Source organism: Luminiphilus sp. nBUS_16, assembly GCF_051201645.1.
GTDB lineage: Bacteria > Pseudomonadota > Gammaproteobacteria > Pseudomonadales > Halieaceae > Luminiphilus.
Genome location: NZ_CP179205.1, coordinates 2,566,056 through 2,584,104 on the forward strand (window position 1 = coordinate 2,566,056; position 18,049 = coordinate 2,584,104).

The 18,049-nt window shown below is 53.4% G+C and carries 17 protein-coding genes; 4 read left to right on the forward strand and 13 right to left on the reverse strand.

The window, feature by feature from the left end; genetic code table 11:
* Nucleotides 1-2: 2 nt before the first annotated feature.
* The 8 genes from ihfB to gyrA all read right to left on the reverse strand — a co-directional run bounded on the left by ihfB (nt 3) and on the right by gyrA (nt 10,118).
* Complete coding sequence (ihfB, locus tag ACMAY6_RS11380) at nt 3-299, reverse strand: integration host factor subunit beta (protein WP_435211938.1); 297 nt, start codon at nt 297-299, stop codon at nt 3-5.
* A 295-nt stretch (nt 300-594) separates the two neighbouring features.
* Nucleotides 595-2,268 (reverse strand): 30S ribosomal protein S1, encoded by a 1,674-nt coding sequence (rpsA, locus tag ACMAY6_RS11385; protein WP_435211940.1) that lies wholly within the window; start codon nt 2,266-2,268, stop codon nt 595-597.
* A gap of 94 nt (nt 2,269-2,362) precedes the next feature.
* A complete protein-coding gene (gene cmk, locus ACMAY6_RS11390) occupies nt 2,363-3,055 on the reverse strand; it encodes a (d)CMP kinase (protein WP_435211942.1) in 693 nt (230 codons plus the stop codon).
* Nucleotides 3,052-4,353, reverse strand: coding sequence for a 3-phosphoshikimate 1-carboxyvinyltransferase (gene aroA, locus ACMAY6_RS11395; RefSeq protein WP_435211944.1), 1,302 nt, complete (start codon nt 4,351-4,353; stop codon nt 3,052-3,054). Before aroA ends, cmk begins: the two co-directional genes overlap by 4 nt.
* On the reverse strand, nt 4,350-5,288 hold the full coding sequence (locus tag ACMAY6_RS11400; protein ID WP_435211946.1) for a prephenate dehydrogenase: 939 nt from the start codon (nt 5,286-5,288) through the stop codon (nt 4,350-4,352). Before ACMAY6_RS11400 ends, aroA begins: the two co-directional genes overlap by 4 nt.
* Before the next feature lie 12 nt (nt 5,289-5,300).
* Nucleotides 5,301-6,404 carry a prephenate dehydratase gene (gene pheA / locus ACMAY6_RS11405; RefSeq protein ID WP_435211948.1) on the reverse strand — a complete coding sequence of 368 codons (1,104 nt, stop codon included), beginning with the start codon at nt 6,402-6,404 and terminating at the stop codon, nt 5,301-5,303.
* 3 nt (nt 6,405-6,407) lie between these two features.
* Complete coding sequence (gene serC, locus ACMAY6_RS11410) at nt 6,408-7,484, reverse strand: 3-phosphoserine/phosphohydroxythreonine transaminase (RefSeq protein ID WP_435211950.1); 1,077 nt, start codon at nt 7,482-7,484, stop codon at nt 6,408-6,410.
* A 3-nt stretch (nt 7,485-7,487) separates the two neighbouring features.
* Nucleotides 7,488-10,118 (reverse strand): DNA gyrase subunit A, encoded by a 2,631-nt coding sequence (gene gyrA, locus ACMAY6_RS11415; RefSeq protein WP_435211952.1) that lies wholly within the window; start codon nt 10,116-10,118, stop codon nt 7,488-7,490.
* A gap of 132 nt (nt 10,119-10,250) precedes the next feature.
* Here gyrA and ACMAY6_RS11420 point away from each other — a divergent pair, with 132 nt between their 5' ends.
* From ACMAY6_RS11420 to ACMAY6_RS11435, 4 genes are read left to right on the forward strand one after another with little or no spacing between them, the layout of a single operon-like run.
* Nucleotides 10,251-11,597: a TRZ/ATZ family hydrolase gene (locus ACMAY6_RS11420; RefSeq protein WP_435211954.1), complete on the forward strand. Its 1,347-nt coding sequence runs from the start codon at nt 10,251-10,253 to the stop codon at nt 11,595-11,597.
* 16 nt (nt 11,598-11,613) lie between these two features.
* Nucleotides 11,614-12,333, forward strand: a complete 720-nt coding sequence (ubiG, locus tag ACMAY6_RS11425; protein ID WP_435211956.1) for a bifunctional 2-polyprenyl-6-hydroxyphenol methylase/3-demethylubiquinol 3-O-methyltransferase UbiG — start codon at nt 11,614-11,616, stop codon at nt 12,331-12,333.
* A gap of 4 nt (nt 12,334-12,337) precedes the next feature.
* A complete protein-coding gene (locus ACMAY6_RS11430; RefSeq protein ID WP_435211958.1) occupies nt 12,338-13,015 on the forward strand; it encodes an HAD family hydrolase in 678 nt (225 codons plus the stop codon).
* Entirely contained in the window at nt 13,012-13,767 is a 756-nt protein-coding gene (locus tag ACMAY6_RS11435; protein ID WP_435211960.1) for a YciK family oxidoreductase, read from the forward strand. Before ACMAY6_RS11430 ends, ACMAY6_RS11435 begins: the two co-directional genes overlap by 4 nt.
* A gap of 3 nt (nt 13,768-13,770) precedes the next feature.
* Here the strand turns inward: ACMAY6_RS11435 and rluB are convergent, their stop codons facing one another.
* The 5 genes from rluB to ACMAY6_RS11460 form a co-directional block, all read right to left on the reverse strand.
* Nucleotides 13,771-14,688, reverse strand: coding sequence for a 23S rRNA pseudouridine(2605) synthase RluB (gene rluB, locus ACMAY6_RS11440; protein ID WP_435211962.1), 918 nt, complete (start codon nt 14,686-14,688; stop codon nt 13,771-13,773).
* Nucleotides 14,660-15,604, reverse strand: a complete 945-nt coding sequence (gene scpB / locus ACMAY6_RS11445) for an SMC-Scp complex subunit ScpB (protein ID WP_435211964.1) — start codon at nt 15,602-15,604, stop codon at nt 14,660-14,662. Before scpB ends, rluB begins: the two co-directional genes overlap by 29 nt.
* Nucleotides 15,604-16,446, reverse strand: a complete 843-nt coding sequence (locus ACMAY6_RS11450) for a segregation and condensation protein A (protein ID WP_435216001.1) — start codon at nt 16,444-16,446, stop codon at nt 15,604-15,606. The genes scpB and ACMAY6_RS11450 overlap by 1 nt, the downstream gene beginning before the upstream one ends.
* 87 nt (nt 16,447-16,533) lie before the next feature.
* Nucleotides 16,534-17,160 (reverse strand): L-threonylcarbamoyladenylate synthase, encoded by a 627-nt coding sequence (locus ACMAY6_RS11455; protein ID WP_435211966.1) that lies wholly within the window; start codon nt 17,158-17,160, stop codon nt 16,534-16,536.
* Entirely contained in the window at nt 17,157-17,981 is an 825-nt protein-coding gene (locus tag ACMAY6_RS11460; RefSeq protein WP_435211967.1) for a PHP domain-containing protein, read from the reverse strand. The genes ACMAY6_RS11455 and ACMAY6_RS11460 overlap by 4 nt, the downstream gene beginning before the upstream one ends.
* Nucleotides 17,982-18,049: the final 68 nt, after the last annotated feature.

An 18,049-nucleotide genomic window follows, 5' to 3' on the forward strand; every position in this document is an offset into this window, starting at 1 on the left:
GATCAGAAACCCGCTTTTAGTGAACGGTTAACGCGTTCTCGCAGTTCCTTACCCGGCTTGAAATGAGGAACGTGTTTCCCTTCCAGCTCAACACTATCTCCAGTCTTTGGGTTTCGCCCCTGGCGAGGCTCTCGATAATGCAAAGAAAAACTACCAAAGCCGCGAATTTCAATGCGCTCACCGCCAGACAGTGTCTCGGCCATGTGGTCAATCATTAACTTCACAGCGAGTTCCACATCTTTGGTACTCAGCTGCGACTGCTGGGAGGCTATTAATTCAATGAGCTCGCTACGGGTCATGGACTTATATTCGTCGCTTAGGAAAACTACATCTTCTAACGCCAGCAAAATCTTTTCAAGTTACTAATTTTCATAACTTTTTTGACCCTAAACGATGAAGTAAAGGTCCAAAAGTCGCTCCACCAAACTCGAGTAGGTCTCGAGGGCACTCGCAACGGGTTGCGAAGGCAACCTATCCGTAGTGACGGCAGAGGCCAAAACCCGAGATTTTCCTGTCTATTAGCGCACCGAGTACAAAGCCATAGGCAAAAAAAAGGCCGGCTTAAAGCCGGCCTCCAGACACAGCACAAAGCGCTTACTGACTGTCCATTTTCGCCTTGATCAGGTCACCAATAGTACCAGGAGAGGCAGCCTCGTCTTGCTGCTTGAGTGTTTCAACAGCCTCTTTCTCGTCTTCGATATCCTTGGCTTTGATTGACAGCCCAAGCGTACGGTTCTTACGATCAACGTTGGTGATTTTAGCTTCTACCGCATCGCCCACATTAATGACCGAACGCGCATCCTCAATGCGATCGACGCTAATGTCGCCCACTTTCAGATACCCAGAAACTTCGTCTGACAGCTTAATCAGAACACCCTTAGCGTCAACTTCCATCGCTTTTCCGGTGACGATAGTGCCGCGATCGTTATCGCTTACGTAGAGAGTGAAAGCGTCCTCTTCCATCTGCTTGATACCGAGGGAAATGCGTTCGCGCTCTGGATCGATCGACAAAATTACTGTCTCAATCTCATCGCCTTTCTTATAGTTACGAACGGCCTCTTCACCGGTTTCATTCCAGCTGATGTCGCTCAAATGCACCAAACCATCAATAGCGCCGTCTAGGCCGATAAAGATGCCAAAGTCAGTAATTGACTTGATGGTGCCCGAGATGCGATCGCCCTTGGCATGATCAGACGCAAAAGCGTCCCAGGGGTTCTGGGTGCACTGCTTGATACCCAGAGAAATGCGTCGACGGTCTTCGTCGATGTCGAGAACCATTACCTCGACTTCATCGCCCAGCTGCACGATCTTTGAGGGGTGAACGTTTTTGTTGGTCCAGTCCATCTCAGAGACGTGTACCAAACCTTCAACACCCTCTTCAATTTCAGCGAAACAACCATAGTCAGTCAGGTTAGTAACCTTGGCGTTAACCCGAGCACCCTCAGGGTAACGGTTGGTGATCTCCACCCATGGATCTTCACCCAATTGCTTCAGACCCAATGAAACGCGATTACGCTCACGATCAAACTTAAGGATTTTGACATCCATTTCCTGACCGACTTCTACGATCTCACTGGGGTGCTTGATGCGCTTCCAAGCCATATCGGTAATGTGTAACAAGCCGTCCACACCGCCAAGGTCCACGAAAGCACCGTAGTCGGTAAGGTTCTTCACAACACCTTTGACCGACATGCCTTCTTGCAGATTTTCGAGCAGCTCTTCGCGTTCCTGGCTGTTAGCGGCTTCCATAACGGCACGACGCGAAACGACCACGTTGTTACGCTTCTGATCAAGCTTAATAACTTTAAATTCGAGTTCCTTACCTTCTAGATGCGTCGTCTCACGAACTGGACGCACGTCGATCAATGAACCGGGCAGGAAGGCTCTGATAGATTCGATATCGACAGTAAATCCGCCTTTAACCTTGCCATTAATGATGCCGGTTACAACTTCGTCTGCAACATGCGCTGCTTCAAGACGTTTCCAAGCCTCGGCACGCTTGGCCTTTTCACGAGAAAGCTTTGTTTCGCCAAAACCATCTTCGACGGTCTCGAGGGCTACCTGAACTTCGTCGCCGATATTAAGTGTGCACTCACCGTTAGCATTGGTGAATTGGTCGAGGGGGATAACACCCTCTGACTTCAGGCCTGCGTGAACAGTAACCCACTCGTTATCAATATCTATGACAACACCGGTTACGATCGAGCCGGGCTCCATATCGACGGTTTTTAAGCTTTCTTCAAATAATTCTGCGAACGATTCGCTCATGGGACGTTCCTGTTGTTGCGGCATAAATATGCCTAGCCAATCTCCAGATAAGATTGGGTCTGCTCAAATTAGCGGTTGCCGAGGTATCTGGCCTTCAGTTCGGCGACCGCGCTATAAGCCCTTTTCCCGCCGCAAGTTCCAAAACGCGGCCACAAACGGCGTCTACAGTGAGTGTAGAGCTGTCTATGATTACCGCATCTTCGGCAGCGACCAGCGGCGACGCGGAGCGGTTGGTATCACGCTCATCACGCTCGTTGATGGAATCCAAAAGGCGCGGCAGGCTAACACTTTCGCCTTTCTCGAGCAACTGTGCTTGACGCCGGCGGGCCCGAGCTTCAGCAGAGGCGGTCAGGAAAATTTTTAGCACTGCATTGGGGAAAACGACAGTGCCCATGTCTCTTCCGTCCGCCACAAGCCCAGGAAGCGTCGCCATAGAACGCTGGCGATCGAGTAACGCCACCCTGACCTTCGCCAATACCGCTACCGCAGACGCCCCACGGCTACCATCTTGCGAACGAATTTGCGCTGTTACGTCTTCGCCTGCAAGCCACACGGAGACACCTGCAGGCGAAGGCATAAACCGCACATCAAGGGTTTCAGCGACCTCAACAACACGCGACTCGTCTTTCCAGCTGATATCACGTAGCACACAGGCGTGACCCACTATGCGGTACAGAGCGCCACTGTCCAGTAAGTGCCAACCCAGAGTTTCGGCCAACCTTTGGCTCAAGGTCCCTTTGCCGGCACCGCTGGGGCCGTCAACACAGATAACCGGCACTTCACTCATCGATGAGCTTCAAGCTTAAGGCCGGCACTTGATATCAGCTCAGCAAAACCCGGAAACGACGTGGCGACATGGTCACAATCAAGCACTTCAATAGCAGCTGAGGCCCGTAACCCCGCAATGGCGAAAGCCATCGCAATACGGTGATCATGAAACGTGTTTACCGAGCCGCCCCCTAATTGACCGCCCTCAATAACAATGCCATCTGAAGTGGGCTCGTTTTTGATTCCGAGAGTACTCAGCCCCTCTGCCATTGCAGCAATGCGATCGCTCTCTTTAACGCGAAGCTCGCTGGCACCGCGCAATATCGTGGTGCCAGAGGCACAAGCAGCTGCAATAAAAAGGGCGGGAAACTCATCAATAGCGAGGGGTACTTCATCTTCTGGAATATCAATTCCGTGAAGTGGCGCATAGCGAACGTGCAAATCTGCCACCGGCTCTCCGCCAATCTCTCGAGGATTCAGCACCGAAATATCAGCCCCCATCAGGGTCAATATATTGAGCACACCCACTCGAGTTGGGTTCATACCAACATGCTTCAAAAGCACATCTGAGCCAGGAGCTATACTGGCGCCCACGAGTAAAAACGCCGCAGAAGAAACATCTGCCGGTATATCGATAGAAGTCCCTACCAGCCGACCACCACCATCAAGGCCAATTACACCATTGGTAGAATCGACACCGTAACCGAATCCACCCAGCATCCTCTCGGTATGGTCTCTCGTGGGTGCTGGCTCGGTGATCGAAGTCCTGCCCTTTGCATACAAGCCCGCTAACAACACGCAAGACTTAACCTGAGCACTGGCTATCGGTAAGTCGTAGTGAATTCCCTGCAAATTCTGTCCACCGGAGATCGCCAGCGGTGGGCGCCCCTCAGACAAGGATTCGATGCGAGCACCCATTTTTGACAAGGGGTTAATCACCCTGCCCATAGGCCTTTGCATCAGTGAAGCATCACCGATCAGTTCAGAATCGAAGGTTTGACCCGCCAAAATTCCTGCAAAAAGTCGCATGCCCGTACCGGCATTGCCTAAATCCAAAGCCTGCTGCGGTGCCGCTAGGCCGTGTAAACCTACGCCTGTAATCGTCAAACTCCCGGCTTCCGGGCCGTCTATTGCCACGCCCATCTGCCGAAATGCTGCGATAGTCCTCAGCGCGTCCTCACCCTCGAGAAAACCCGTTACCTCGGTTGTGCCCTCAGCTAACGATCCGAGCATCACCGCTCGGTGAGACATAGATTTATCGCCGGGAACACGATGTTCACCCGTCAACTGGCCTCCGGGTTGCACAACAAACTTCATGGAGTGTCTTGTCCTTTATCAGGGTCGTTGGTTTCGGATAACTGTGTAATCACACTTGAATCGAGAGGATTCAATACTGCATCGTGGGCTCGTCGTACCGAACGGCAGATCGTAAAGTAGCGCTCAAGCTGCTCCCCATCACCCTCTGCGATGAGCGCTTTAAGCAATGACAGCTGCGCCTCTACCGCCGTCATTGCGTCAATAAGCGATTCCTTGTTAGTCAAAGCCACATCGCGCCACATCACGGGATCTGAAGCGGCGATACGAGTCATGTCACGCAATGCACCCCCGCCATGGCGCATAGGACTTAAGGCGTCAGCATCCAAGGCCTTTGTTAGAGCATAGGCGAGCATATGAGGAGAATGACTACTTGCCGCAAGCGCAGCGTCGTGATCTGAGGCCGACATAATCGTTACCCGAGATCCAACACTCTCCCACATGGCGGCCACCCACTTCAGTGCCTCAGGATCCGTGGTGTCATCTGGCGTCAGAATAGCCTCGCGGCCATCAAAGAGATCAGCTCTAGCCGCCGTGACACCGCTGTTTTCCGACCCAGCTATGGGGTGTCCCGGAACAAAGCGTGAGTAACTGTTCGTCATCTGATCAATAACCCAGCCTTTCATGCTGGCCATGTCAGTAACAATAGGCGTCGCATCCGCGGCCTTTAACAAGGCCGGCAACGTGGCCAACAACTCTCCGGTGGAAATCGGCGGAGCGCCAATAATGAGGACGTCAGAACCTTTGATCGCCTCGCTCAGCTCAAGCTCGTAGCCATCAATAACGCCCAGTGCTAGGCCCCGCTCCAGACTAGGAGCTCGCGGTCCCCAGGCCGTAATCTGGCCCACCCAGCCGCCACGCTTGAGGGCAAGGGCCAAGGATCCCGAGATTAAACCCAGTCCTAAAAAAACAACGTTCGCAGTATTGATGGGCGCCATGAAGTCAGGGCGCTAAATGGGTGCACAAGGGTAGGAACCAAGTCGCTTCAGCATAATCGACTGCTCCTCGAGTTCGTTCATTATTTTATCCACGATTTGATCTTCGAGATGGCCCTCAAATTCGATGTAAAACACATACGTCCATTTTTCAGTTTTTGAAGGCCTTGAGTCAATCCGCGTCAGGCTGATGCCCGCATTTTCGAACGGCCTCAACAAATTAAGCAGCGCGCCAGGGCGATTACGACTGGCGATGATGACCGAAGTTTTGTCCTGTCCGCTGGCGGGAACAAAGTCACGACCCAAAACTAAAAACCGCGTCGTATTACTCGCGTAATCCTGAATCGATACTTCGCGCTTCTCGAGAGTATACATTTCAGCCGCTATGTCGCCGGCTATAGCCGCCACACCAGACTCAGACTGTGCTCGTCGGGCCGCCTCACCATTACTCGCAACCTGCTCTAGCGGTACTTGCGGCAAGTGGGTTTCCAGCCAAGTTCGGCACTGAGCTAGCGCTTGTGGATGACCGCAGATTTTCATGATCTCACGATCACCCGTGGTCAAACCCACGAACAAATGGTGAACAACCGGCAGCTCTACCTCGCCCACAATATGCAAGGGCGACTCGAGAAAACAATCCAACGTCTGACCGATCATCCCCTCAGTTGAATTCTCAACCGGCACCACTCCAAAGTCACAACGACGCTCTTCAACCTCTCTAAACACCCCTTGAATCGAGGATTGAGCTTGAGGCAAAGCAGATTGACCAAAATGCTTGCGGGCTGCGGCCTGAGTGTAAGTGCCAACGGGCCCCAAAAAGGCGACCGTCAAAGGTTTTTCGAGCGCCAAGCAACTCGACATGATTTCTCGAAAAATACGGACCATGTAGTCCCCCGGCAAGGGTCCGGGATTTTTTTCATGGATGGCGCGAAGCACCTGCGCCTCACGCTCAGGGCGATAAAACAGTGGCGAAGCTTGGGTGTCTGACTGAACGGCCGCCAGTTTGATCTCAGCAACCTCTTGAGCACAACGCGCGCGGTCGCTGATCAGAGACAGCAACTGCCCGTCGATCTCATCAATACGAGCACGAATGGCCTCTAGTTGCTCATCAGTCGCCATGGTTCAACCGTAACGTTGCTCAAACTGAGACATAAAAGTACACAGCGCCTCTACTGCAGCCTCAGGCACTGCGTTGTAAATGCTGGCGCGCATACCACCTACCGAGCGATGTCCCTTTAGATTAGTGAGCCCCGCCTGCTCCGCCTCATCAAGGAATACTTTGTCTAGCGCTGAGTCGGCCAGGGTGAACGGTACGTTCATCCAAGAGCGCGCCGACTTACTCACGGGATTACTGTAAAAATCTGAGTTATCAATGTGGCCATATAGACGCGCCGCTTTCCGCGCATTAATTGCGCCCATGACCTCAAGGCCACCCAGAGATTCAAGCCACTCAAAAACCAGACCCGTCAAATAAACGGCGAAGGTTGGAGGCGTGTTATACATCGACCCATTAGTGGCGGCAGTCTCCCAGTTCAGCATCGCAGGACAGCTAGAGCGAGCTTGACCCAGCAGCTCTTTTTGAACCACTACCAACGCCAAACCAGCAGGACCAATATTTTTTTGTGCGCCAGCATAAATCACGCCAAATTGAGTGACATCGACGGGGCGCGATAACAGTGTCGATGACATATCGGCAACGAGGGGCGAATCAACCGCAGGCACGTCGGAAAACTCCAGTCCACCAATGGTCTCGTTCGGGCAATAGTGAAAATAACGCCCTCCACCTAGCGACCAACCATCCCTTGGAGGAATTGACATGAAGTTGTCTTCGGCACCATCTGCAACGCAGTTTGCGTTGACAAATCGAGCCCCCTCCGCCAATGCTTTTTTCGACCACTGCCCGGTTACCAAGTAATCTGCACTGTCGGTGTCTGAACTCAAATTCAGGGGCACGGCAGCAAACTGCTGACTCGCACCACCTTGCTGAAATAACACCGCGTAGTCGTCAGGCACACCAAGCAAGCGCCGTAAGCGGCTCTCAGCCTGCTCCATAACGTCAATGAAGGCTTTGCTACGATGGCTTAGCTCCATGACTGAGGCACCCTGCCCCTGCCATTCCAGCAACTCTTCCTGAGCTCGGGTCAGTACCGCTTCAGGTAAAGCGGCGGGACCGGCGCAAAAATTATGAACTCGCGACACGATTTAAGACTCTCCAGTATCGTCGCTAGCCGGCGACACCTCTGGCTCAGGGGACGCCACAGATTCGGCCAGCTCTGCGTCTGACACCGCATCATCGTCTTCAACAATTCGACTCAAGCGCACCAGCTTTTCGTCCTCACGGGTTTTAATGACGCGGACCCCCTGAGTATTACGACCCAGAGTTGATATCTCCTCAACCCGCGTTCTCACCGCAGTGCCTTGGTCTGAAATCAACATGATTTCATCCCCAGCAGAAACTTGAACGGCGCCAACCAATGGGCCATTTTTTGCGGTTGTCGCCATCGCGATCACGCCCTTGGTACCGCGGCCCTTGCAAGGAAATTCCGCGGTGTCTGTGCGTTTCCCGTACCCTTTCTCACTCACGGTTAAAATAGTGCTTTCCGTCTGTGGAACGATAAGTGAAATCAAGCGATGTTCATCGCCCAATTTAATGCCCCTCACACCGCGTGCCGTGCGGCCCATGGCGCGAACGGCCTGCTCTTGGAACCTGACGGCCTTGCCCTCACTAGACAACAGCATGACATCACAGCTGCCATCGGTGACTGCGGTTCCCACCAGCCAATCATCTTCCTCTAACTCAAGCGCTCGCAGGCCGACGCTGCGCTGCCGCGCAAATTGCTGCATGTCGGTTTTCTTGACGATGCCACGTGCCGTCGCCATGAAAATAAAGTGGCCTTCCTCATAGCCCTCTACCGGCAGGATCGAGGTGATGCGCTCACCTTCATCGAGGGGCAGTAAATTGACCATGGGTCGCCCCCGTGCGTTACGACTTGCCAGAGGAATATGGAAAACCTTTAACCAGTAAACCTTGCCGAGATCTGAGAAGCACAAAATAGTGGCGTGGGTGCTCGCAATGAGCAGGTGCTCCACAAAGTCTTCATCCTTTACAGCGGTAGCTGATCGCCCTGTGCCACCCCGGCGCTGTGCCTGATAATCCGACAAGGATTGGGTTTTTGCGTAACCACCGTGGGAAATTGTCACCACGCGATCTTCTTCTGTAATCAGATCCTCTACGCTCAGATCGTGGGTGGAATCGGTAATTTCAGTCAGTCGATCATCGCCAAATTCCTCGACTAAATCTCTAAGCTCATCACGAATCACCTGACGCAAGCGATCCGGATCTTGGAGTATTTCTAAATACCCGGCAATTTCGACCAGTTTGTCCGAGTATTCTTGTAGGAGCTTTTCGTGCTCAAGGCCGGTCAACCGATGCAGTCGCAATTCCAGAATCGCTTGAGCCTGCGCGGGTGATAGAAAGTACTCACTGCCATGCAAACCAAACTCTTTGGGTAGGTCGTCGGGGCGGCAAGCGTCCTCTCCAGCACGCTCCAGCATGCCAGTAACCTCGCCAGACAGCCAAGGTTTGGCCACTAAGCCAGCTTTGGCGTCTGCGGGTGTGGGTGAGGTTTTGATCAGCTCAATAATTTCGTCGATATTGACAAGAGCAATGGCAAGACCTTCGAGTACATGACCGCGCTCTCGCGCTTTACGCAATAAATAAACGGTTCTTCGGGTAACTACCTCTCGCCGATGGCGAACAAACGCCTCGATCATTTCCAGCAAGTTTAAAGTGCGGGGCTGACCGTCAACCAACGCCACCATGTTAATGCCGACAACCGACTGCAGCTGAGTTTGGGCATACAAATTATTGAGAACAACGTCGCCCATCTCACCGCGGCGTAATTCAATAACGACTCTCAATCCATCCTTGTCGGACTCATCCCGCAGCTCAGTTATGCCTTCTAGCTTCTTTTCCTTCACCAACTCGGCAATGCGCTCTATCAGGCGAGCCTTGTTCAGCTGATAGGGAATTTCGTGGATGATTATGGTGTCTTTACCGCGACTTTCGTCGGTGATGACCTCCGCTCGCGCCCGCACATAAATCCGGCCGCGTCCTGTGCGATAAGCTTGAACGATGCCAGCTCGTCCATTAATGATCGCGCCCGTCGGAAAGTCAGGCCCTGGGATGTATTCCATAAGCCCGTCGACATCTATCTCAGGGTTGTCAATAAAAGCTAAACAGCCCGCCACGACCTCTCTGAGGTTATGGGGAGGAATGTTTGTCGCCATTCCTACCGCAATACCCGAGGAACCATTGATTAATAGATTGGGCGCCCGAGTCGGCAACACCACTGGGATCTGCTCTGAACCGTCGTAGTTATCGACGAAATCGACAGTTTCCTTGTCGAGGTCCGCGAGTAGCGCGTGGGCCAGCTTGCTCATGCGGATTTCGGTGTAGCGCATGGCTGCGGCAGAGTCCCCATCTATTGAGCCAAAATTACCCTGCCCATCAACGAGGGTGTAGCGCAATGAGAAGTCCTGAGCCATGCGAACAATCGTGTCGTATACCGCCGAATCTCCATGGGGGTGATATTTACCAATCACGTCACCAACGATTCTGGCCGACTTTTTATAAGCCTTGTTCCAATCGTTGTTGAGTTCGTTCATCGCGAAGAGCACGCGGCGGTGCACAGGCTTGAGGCCATCACGCACGTCAGGCAGCGCACGCCCTACGATTACGCTCATAGCGTAGTCCATGTACGACTGCTTGAGCTCGTCTTCGATGTTTACAGGAAGCACTTCACGTGCGATTTCCTTGGGTGTCTCTGCCATTAGAACCGCTTTGTCTGATCGGGGGAGTTTCCAGCACCGCTGGAGCTGCCGAGCATATCAAATTCAGCCCCTCGAGGCCATCTTCGCGAAGCATTGCGGGCAAGGGGACAAGGCAACGGTTATACTCCCACGATGACCCAACACAACCCATCATTTGCTGCCGATCTGGTTATCCATCCTGAATGGATCGTGCCCGTAGTTCCGAAGGGCGTTGTCCTAACAGGTCATAGCGTTATCGTTAACGACGGCGGCATCACTGGCATTGTTCCCACCGAGGAAGCCCGAAAGGTTCAGGCAATTGAGCACCTAAATTTACCCACACAGGCGCTGCTGCCGGGGCTCATTAATGCCCATGGCCATAGCCCCATGACCCTACTGCGTGGCTTTGCCGATGACGCCCCGTTAATGACGTGGCTACAAGACCACATCTGGCCTTTGGAAGCGGAGTTTGTTTCTGAGGCCTTCGTCCGCGACGGGACTGATCTTGCACTTCTCGAGTTGGTGATGGCTGGAACAACAACGTTCAGTGATATGTATTTTTTCCCAGAAGTCACTGCTCAAAGGGCGGATCTAGCGGGGCTGCGAGCACAACTGGTGTTCCCCGTTATTGACGTTGCCACAGCCTGGGCGGGTGACAGCGAGGCTTGCTTGGATAAAGGTCTGGCCCTTCGTGACGAATATAGAGACCACGCACTAATTCAGCTGGGAATAGGCGCTCACTCTACGTATAGCGTGCCGACAACCACACTGCAGAAAATCGCCACTCTACTTCACGAACTCGATGCTCCACTACAAATTCATTTGCACGAGACAGAAAACGAAGTCACGACGGCCCTAAAAACCCAAGGCGAACGTCCCATCAACCTTTTGGATCGCTTGGGTTTGTTGGGGCCACGGACACAATGTGTGCATATGACAGCGCTGTCGGACTACGATATTGGGCTATTGGCCAACAGCAACAGCCACGTCATTCACTGTCCTCGATCCAACATGAAGCTGGCCTCCGGCATAAGCCCAGTAGATCGGCTTCTCAAAGCGGGGATAAACGTCGCCTTGGGAACAGACGGTGCCGCCAGTAATAATCGACTCAGTATGCTCGCAGAACTGCAAATGGCGGCATTGCTGGCTAAAGTAGAGACACAGGAAGCAACTGCACTTTCAGCAACGGCAGCATTGGAAATCGCGACCCTCGGCGGAGCCCGTGCACTGGGACTCGAAACCGAAGTGGGCTCAATAGAGCCCGGTAAAGCTGCTGATCTGATTGCGATCGATTTAAGCCAGCCCCACACCCAGCCACTGAACAATGTGATTTCACAAGTTGTTTATGCGACCAACGGCAGCGAATTAACGCACAGTTGGGTCGCAGGACAAGCGGTGGTCCGTGATGGCCAGCCCCTCACGCTGGCGCCGGCGGATATCCTAGCTCGTGCCGCCAGCTGGCCTAAAAAATTCAGAGCCCACCAGGGCTTTATTGACTAACTGGAAGTAGCCCTCAATGACCACAACACCCAATGTTGACCCAGCAGAAATCGCAAAATTTGAAGCGCTAGCGGCACGCTGGTGGGACCCCAACAGCGAATTTAAACCCCTCCATGAAATCAACCCGCTCAGAGCAGGCTGGATCGACGAACATTCCGCAGTAGGCGGAAAAACGCTGCTTGATGTCGGCTGTGGTGGTGGCTTGTTAACCGAAGCCATGGCTTGGCGCGGTGCTAAAGCGGTTAAAGGTATCGACATGGGAGAGGCACCTTTAAGCGTAGCGCGCCTGCATCAGCTAGAAAGCGGCCTTGATATCGACTATGAAAAGGTAACCGCTGAGCAGCTGGCAGAGCGTGAGGGTAGTGTTTACGATGTCGTCACTTGCCTTGAAATGTTAGAGCATGTTCCCGATCCCGGAGCCGTTATTCAAGCTTGCGCAGATCTGGCAAAACCCGGCGCCGACCTCTATTTTTCCACCATAAACAGAAACCCAAAGGCCTTTGTGTTTGCAATCGTAGGAGCAGAATACCTTTTAAATCTGCTCCCTAAGGGCACGCATGATTACAGCAAATTCATCAAGCCTTCAGAGCTAGCTAACTGGATTCGCAACGCCGGACTGACGCTCACGCAAATGTCCGGCCTCACCTACAACCCCATCAGCCAGCACTATCGGCTGCACCCAAGAGATGTCTCCGTCAACTATATGGTTAGGGCAACCAAACCAAAGGCACCCTGAACCCATGCCAACCCTGAGCAAACCAGCGGCAGTGCTCTTTGACCTAGACGGCACGCTTGTCGATACCGCGAGCGAATTCGTAGCGGTGTTACAAACAATGAGACACGCTCGAAAACTCGTTGATCTCTCTGACGATAGCATCCGATCTGTGGTCTCCAACGGTGCCGCAGGTATGATTGAATTGGGGTTTAACTGCACACAGGGCATGCCTGAATTTGAGACGCTGCGCGATGAATTCCTGAATAACTATGAGGATCAGTTGGGCAGCTCAGCACAACCCTACGAGGGCCTCAGACAGTTACTTGCCGACCTGAGCCACAGTGCTATTCCATGGGGTGTTGTGACGAATAAAATGCGGCGTTTCGCGGAACCCCTGATGGCTGCGATGGTATTTGACCCGCCTGCCGGCGCCTTGGTAACCCCCTGCGAGGTCACTGAACCCAAGCCCCATCCTGAGGCAATATTACGTTGTTGCGCCCTACTGCAGTGTCAATCAGAGCACGCGATTTATGTGGGTGACCATAAAAGAGATATTGAAGCCGGTAAACGCGCCGGTTGCTACACTATCGCGGCAGCCTATGGCTACTTAAGCACAGAAGAAGACCCTGCTGTGTGGGGCGCCGACCACATCGTGTCATCGAGCCATGAGCTTGCAACCTTTATTAGGCAGTTAATTCAATGACCTTTTTACCTGATCAATGGCTTCCCCAAGCGGATGCACTAGCGGGGAAAACCATTCTAGTCACCGGGGCCGGGGACGGCATCGGCAAAGCTGCCGCGCTGTCATTTGCACAGCATGGAGCGGAGGTCCTTTTGCTAGGCAGGACAGAAGCCAAGCTTGAGGCCGTCTATGACACCATCGTTGCCGAGGGGGGCGTCGAGCCCGGCATTATCCCGACAGATCTGGCAAAAGCCGGCCACGATGACTTGATTGCCCTAGCGGGAGAGCTAGCCAGTGAAATCCCCAAACTCGACGGCTTGCTCCACAATGCCAGTATTCTTGGAGATCGTAAGCCGTTAGCGCAAACTAGTGCGGCACTCTGGCACCAAGTTATGCAAGTTAATGTCAATGCAACGTTCATGCTGACTCAAGCCCTGCTGCCAATGCTTGAGCAAGCTCCTTTGGCATCGGTTGTTTTCACCAGCTCGGGCGTTGGACGTCAAGGGCGAGCGTTTTGGGGAGCCTATGCCGTCTCAAAATTTGCCACCGAAGGGCTGATGCAGGTGCTTGCAGATGAATTAGGTGCGATCAGCAACATCAGGGTTAATAGCCTAAATCCTGGCGCCATCAATACGGCCATGCGTCGCACTGCTTATCCAGCGGAGCCCCCGACGACCAATCCGGACCCCAAGGCATTAATGCAACACTGGCTATTTCTGATGAGTGATGACAGTAAAGACATCAATGGTCAGGCGTTAAGCGTGCAAAGTTAGCCGCTACTTGCGCCTGCGCTGGAACCCACCCTTGCCGCTCGCCAGTCGGCGCACCGTTTGTTTTCCCGATTTTTTGGCGAGACGTTCGAGCTTGGCCCGAGATTTTTCTCCCAGCGGCATAATAGGCTTCGCCGGCAACTTTGCCATGCCGTAAAGAACTTCAACGTCACGGTCAGGCAGCTCAGTCCATTCACCCTTCTTCAACTTAGAAGGTATGAAAACCTCGCCGTAACGAACACGCTTTAAACGCGATACCGTAAGTCCTTGAGACTCCCAGAGACGGCGCACCTCTCGGTTGCGACCCTCCATGAGCACCACATAGAACCAACGGTTAATGCCGTCTCCGCCGCCATCGACAATATCGGTAAATCTTGCAGGCCCGTCATCAAGGATGACCCCGGCTCGAAGCGTATCGAGAATTTCATCCGTCGCATGACCCATAACGCGCACTAAGTACTCGCGCTCTATCGTGCTGCTAGGGTGCATCATTTTATGCGCCAGCTCGCCGTCAGTGGTGAAGAGCAAAAGCCCTGAGGTATTAAAATCTAGACGCCCCACAACGATCCAGCGGCCGCCCTGAAGCTCAGGAAGCGAGTCGAAGACGGTACGTCGACCTTCAGGATCTTTACGTGAGCACACCTCGCCGACGGGCTTGTGGTAAAGCAAACACCGTACCCTCTCGGTGTCATCGAGCTCCACCGGTTTACCGTCGAGAGTGACGCGCTCTCCAGCAACTACGCGATCGCCCAGCTTGGCCTTGCGCCCACCAATCGTTAACCGGCCTTGCTCAATCCAGCGCTCAATCTCCCTGCGTGACCCGAGACCAATTTTGGCTAGGGCCTTTTGCAACTTATCGCCTTTGGGAGGCTCTGGCGGCGGTTCTGGGGGTCTTTTACTTGGCGGGCGCTGGGTTTTGCTCATCTAACAGCTCTCCATCTGAATGACTCTCACTGGAGGCTTGCTCTGCGTCTGACGGCTGTCCCGAGCCCAATTGATCTGAGGTTTCTTCAACGGCAGCGGTTTTCTCGGCAACAGCGTTATCTTCCGAGGCCGAGGCTGCGGGCAGAGGCACTTCTGCCGCTTCAGCCGTAACGGCCTCGCCTGCTGACGCATCCTCTTCCGAGCTCGCATCGCCGGTGGCCTGATCTGCCAGCGAGGGCTCCTCTAGGGCTCCCTCCGGCGCTTCTGCTTCTGATTCCGCAATGCCCGCGGCTAAATCGTTACCTGCGGCCGCCGCATCGCTCCCCTCGTCATTGGCGGCTGCAGCTTCCACTTCAAGAATTTCCAGCGGAAGGTCACCCGAAAGATTTTCTAGGTCTTTAATCTCCGCGAGTGGCGGCAATTCTTCGAGGGACTTCAGGTTAAAGTAATCAAGAAACTGTCGCGTGGTAGCGTACATTGCCGGCCGACCCGGCACATCGCGGTGCCCTACGATACGAACCCAATCACGCTCCTGCAGCGTTTTGATAATGTTCGTACTAACCGCGACACCCCTAATTTCCTCAATCTCGCCTCGAGTAATAGGCTGGCGATAGGCAATTAACGAGAGTGTTTCTAACAGCGCCCGTGAATAACGCGGTGGCCGCTCTTGCCAAAGACGACCAACCCAGGTGGACAAGTTTTGTCGCACCTGAAAACGATACCCCGTCGCAACCTGAACCAACTCGTAGCCGCGGCCTTCACAGCGTTTACCCACTTCCTCGAGAGCTTCTCGCAAGTCGGTATTGGCCGGACGGTCAAACTCGTCAAACAGTTGGCTCAGGCGCTGAATAGACAGCGCCTCACCAGCAACCATCAAAGCGCCCTCAAGAATTTGAACCAATCCCGTCTCCGCCATCAATCGATCCTCGCCTTGACATGGATGGGCCCAAAGCCCTCGGTTTGCACAATTTCCACCAGAGACTCCTTAATCAGCTCCATTATGGCCAGAAAAGTTACAACCACACCTAACCGCCCTTCCTCCGCTTTAAAGAGGGATACAAAAGGCACAAAATTACTCGACCGCAGGACCTCGAGGACATCTGACATGCGCTCTCGGGTCGATAAGGACTCTCGTTGTATCTGATGGCTTTCATACATATCAGCGCGCTTGAGCACCTCACCCAAAGCCACCAAGAGCTCACGCATGTCTAGGTCTGGCAGCGGTCGATCACGATTTAGGTCAGGAGGCTCGATCTTGGCGACCCAAGTATCGCGCTCCACCCTAGGAAGCCCGTCGATCTCCTCAGCGGCCTGTTTGAAGCGCTCGTACTCCTGCAGCCTGCGAATCAAATTAGCTCTTGGGTCTTCCTCGTCTTCTTCAATATCGGTAGATCGAGGCAACAGCATGCGCGACTTTATTTCTGCCAACATTGCCGCCATCAACAAATACTCAGCGGCCAGCTCGAACTGCATCGCATCCATGAGTTCGACATATTCCATGTACTGTGTCGTGATTTGTGACACACCAATATCTAAAATGTCGAGATTTTGCCGACGTATGAGGTAAAGCAGAAGATCGAGAGGGCCTTCAAAAGCTTCGAGAAAAACTTCAAGCGCTTGGGGTGGGATGTAGAGATCTTTAGGAAGCTCAGTCATCTCATGCCCCATGACAACAGCAAAAGGCATTTCACCTTGCTGGGGGCTATTTAAGCGGCGCTCGACACGGTCGGCAGGACGAAGTTTCGGGGTCTCATCCACAGACTCTGGCGCATCAGGGGGTATAGTCTCATTCACACCCCAAGTATACCGCAGTCCCCTCGCAGAGTCTGCCAAAGAGTGGCAATATCAGCTCAGTGCGAGGCGCGAAATATCACCCAAACCCTCACGCAACACTTGGTAGCTGCCAGCGGTCATATCAATGACAGTGGTGGGCTCAAGGCCACAATAGCCACCGTCTATTACGAGCTCAACGTCATGCTCCAATGTTGCCCGAATGTCATAGGGATCAGTTAACGGGTAGTCATCCTCCGGCAGCTGCAAGGTCACACTCATAATGGGCTCCGCAAACTCAGCCAATAGCGCTTGGGTAATGGCGTTATCAGGCACGCGAACCCCCACGGTTTTTCTCCGGGGATGGAGTAAGCGCCGTGGCACTTCTCCAGTGGCCTCTAAAATAAACGTGTAGGGCCCCGGGGTAGCATTTTTGATCAGCCGGTAGGCGCTGTTGTCGACCTTGGCGTAAGTCCCCAACACCGAAAGGTCTGGGCAAACCAGCGTAAAATTGTGATTGTCATCGAGTTTTCGAATGCGTCGAATACACTCTAAAGCGTGCTTGTCACCCAAACGACACCCCAAAGCGTAGGCTGAATCGGTGGGATAGGCGACAACCCCTCCAGCTCTCAAAATTTCCACCGCCTGCCGGACCAAGCGAAGTTGGGGCGTCTCCGGGTGGATTGCAAAAAATTGGCTCAAAGAATCATCTCCCAAACACCTGAAATATCTCCTGCAATGGCGACATCAACTCCCAGGTCGGCGCCGTAAGTCCATTCGCGATGAAAATCGCTGCCCAGCGATACCGATAGATTTTTATCCACAGCCAAACGTTTGAGCTGAGTAATCTCAGCATCTGACTGACGGCCATTGACAATCTCCACCGCCAAGCCACCGGCGACAGAAAATGCGTCACACAACGCCCTTAGTTTTGTTCGGGTAAAGCGATATTTCAATGGATGGGCAAGAATGGGAACACCCCCAGCCGCGACAATCACAGCAACCGTGTCGGCCAGCGCTGGCCAAGGAGTTTTGATATCGCCGGGCTTGCCATTACCCAGCCATTTATCGAAAGCGCGGCTCACAGTGGGCATATAACCCTCGGAAACTAACCAGTGTGCAAAGTGAGGACGGCAAATAGCCGCGTCTCCCGCGAGCGCTTGGGCACCCGCCAACGCCCCAACCGCGCCTAATCGCTCAAGTTTAGCCGCAATTTTCTCCGCACGATCGCGACGTAACTGCTGAAGGTGATCAAGGGCCTCCAGCAGTTCCTCAGACTTTGCGTTAACGTTGAGGCCTACGACATGAATGGTTGCACCTCCCCACAGGCAGGACAACTCGACACCGCAAACAAGGGCGACACCATGACTTTGCAGGGATTGGGCCGCCTGCCAACCCGCCAAAGTGTCGTGATCAGTCACAGCGAGCGCCGTTAAACCCCGGTCAACGGCTCTCGAAAACAACTCGCTGGGCGATAACGCTCCATCAGACGCCGTAGTGTGTGTGTGGAAGTCAATCAACAAGGGCTCTAAACTCTACTGTGCAATGTCCAAGGTTAACAGAGAACATGTCTAAGACGACGTACCCGAAC

Excerpts from the sequence above, each read along its gene's own strand:
- gyrA (WP_435211952.1), bottom strand. The coding sequence starts at position 10,118 with ATGGCAGAGACACCCAAGGAAATCGCACGTGAAGTGCTTCCTGTAAAC.
- ACMAY6_RS11430 (WP_435211958.1), top strand. The coding sequence starts at position 12,338 with ATGCCAACCCTGAGCAAACCAGCGGCAGTGCTCTTTGACCTAGACGGC.
- pheA (WP_435211948.1), bottom strand. The coding sequence starts at position 6,404 with ATGGCGACTGATGAGCAACTAGAGGCCATTCGTGCTCGTATTGATGAG.
- aroA (WP_435211944.1), bottom strand. The coding sequence starts at position 4,353 with ATGAAGTTTGTTGTGCAACCCGGAGGCCAGTTGACGGGTGAACATCGT.
- ubiG (WP_435211956.1), top strand. The coding sequence starts at position 11,614 with ATGACCACAACACCCAATGTTGACCCAGCAGAAATCGCAAAATTTGAA.
- ihfB (WP_435211938.1), bottom strand. The coding sequence starts at position 299 with ATGACCCGTAGCGAGCTCATTGAATTAATAGCCTCCCAGCAGTCGCAG.
- cmk (WP_435211942.1), bottom strand. The coding sequence starts at position 3,055 with ATGAGTGAAGTGCCGGTTATCTGTGTTGACGGCCCCAGCGGTGCCGGC.
- ACMAY6_RS11420 (WP_435211954.1), top strand. The coding sequence starts at position 10,251 with ATGACCCAACACAACCCATCATTTGCTGCCGATCTGGTTATCCATCCT.
- rpsA (WP_435211940.1), bottom strand. The coding sequence starts at position 2,268 with ATGAGCGAATCGTTCGCAGAATTATTTGAAGAAAGCTTAAAAACCGTC.
- ACMAY6_RS11400 (WP_435211946.1), bottom strand. The coding sequence starts at position 5,288 with ATGGCGCCCATCAATACTGCGAACGTTGTTTTTTTAGGACTGGGTTTA.
- rluB (WP_435211962.1), bottom strand. The coding sequence starts at position 14,688 with ATGAGCAAAACCCAGCGCCCGCCAAGTAAAAGACCCCCAGAACCGCCG.
- scpB (WP_435211964.1), bottom strand. The coding sequence starts at position 15,604 with ATGGCGGAGACGGGATTGGTTCAAATTCTTGAGGGCGCTTTGATGGTT.
- ACMAY6_RS11435 (WP_435211960.1), top strand. The coding sequence starts at position 13,012 with ATGACCTTTTTACCTGATCAATGGCTTCCCCAAGCGGATGCACTAGCG.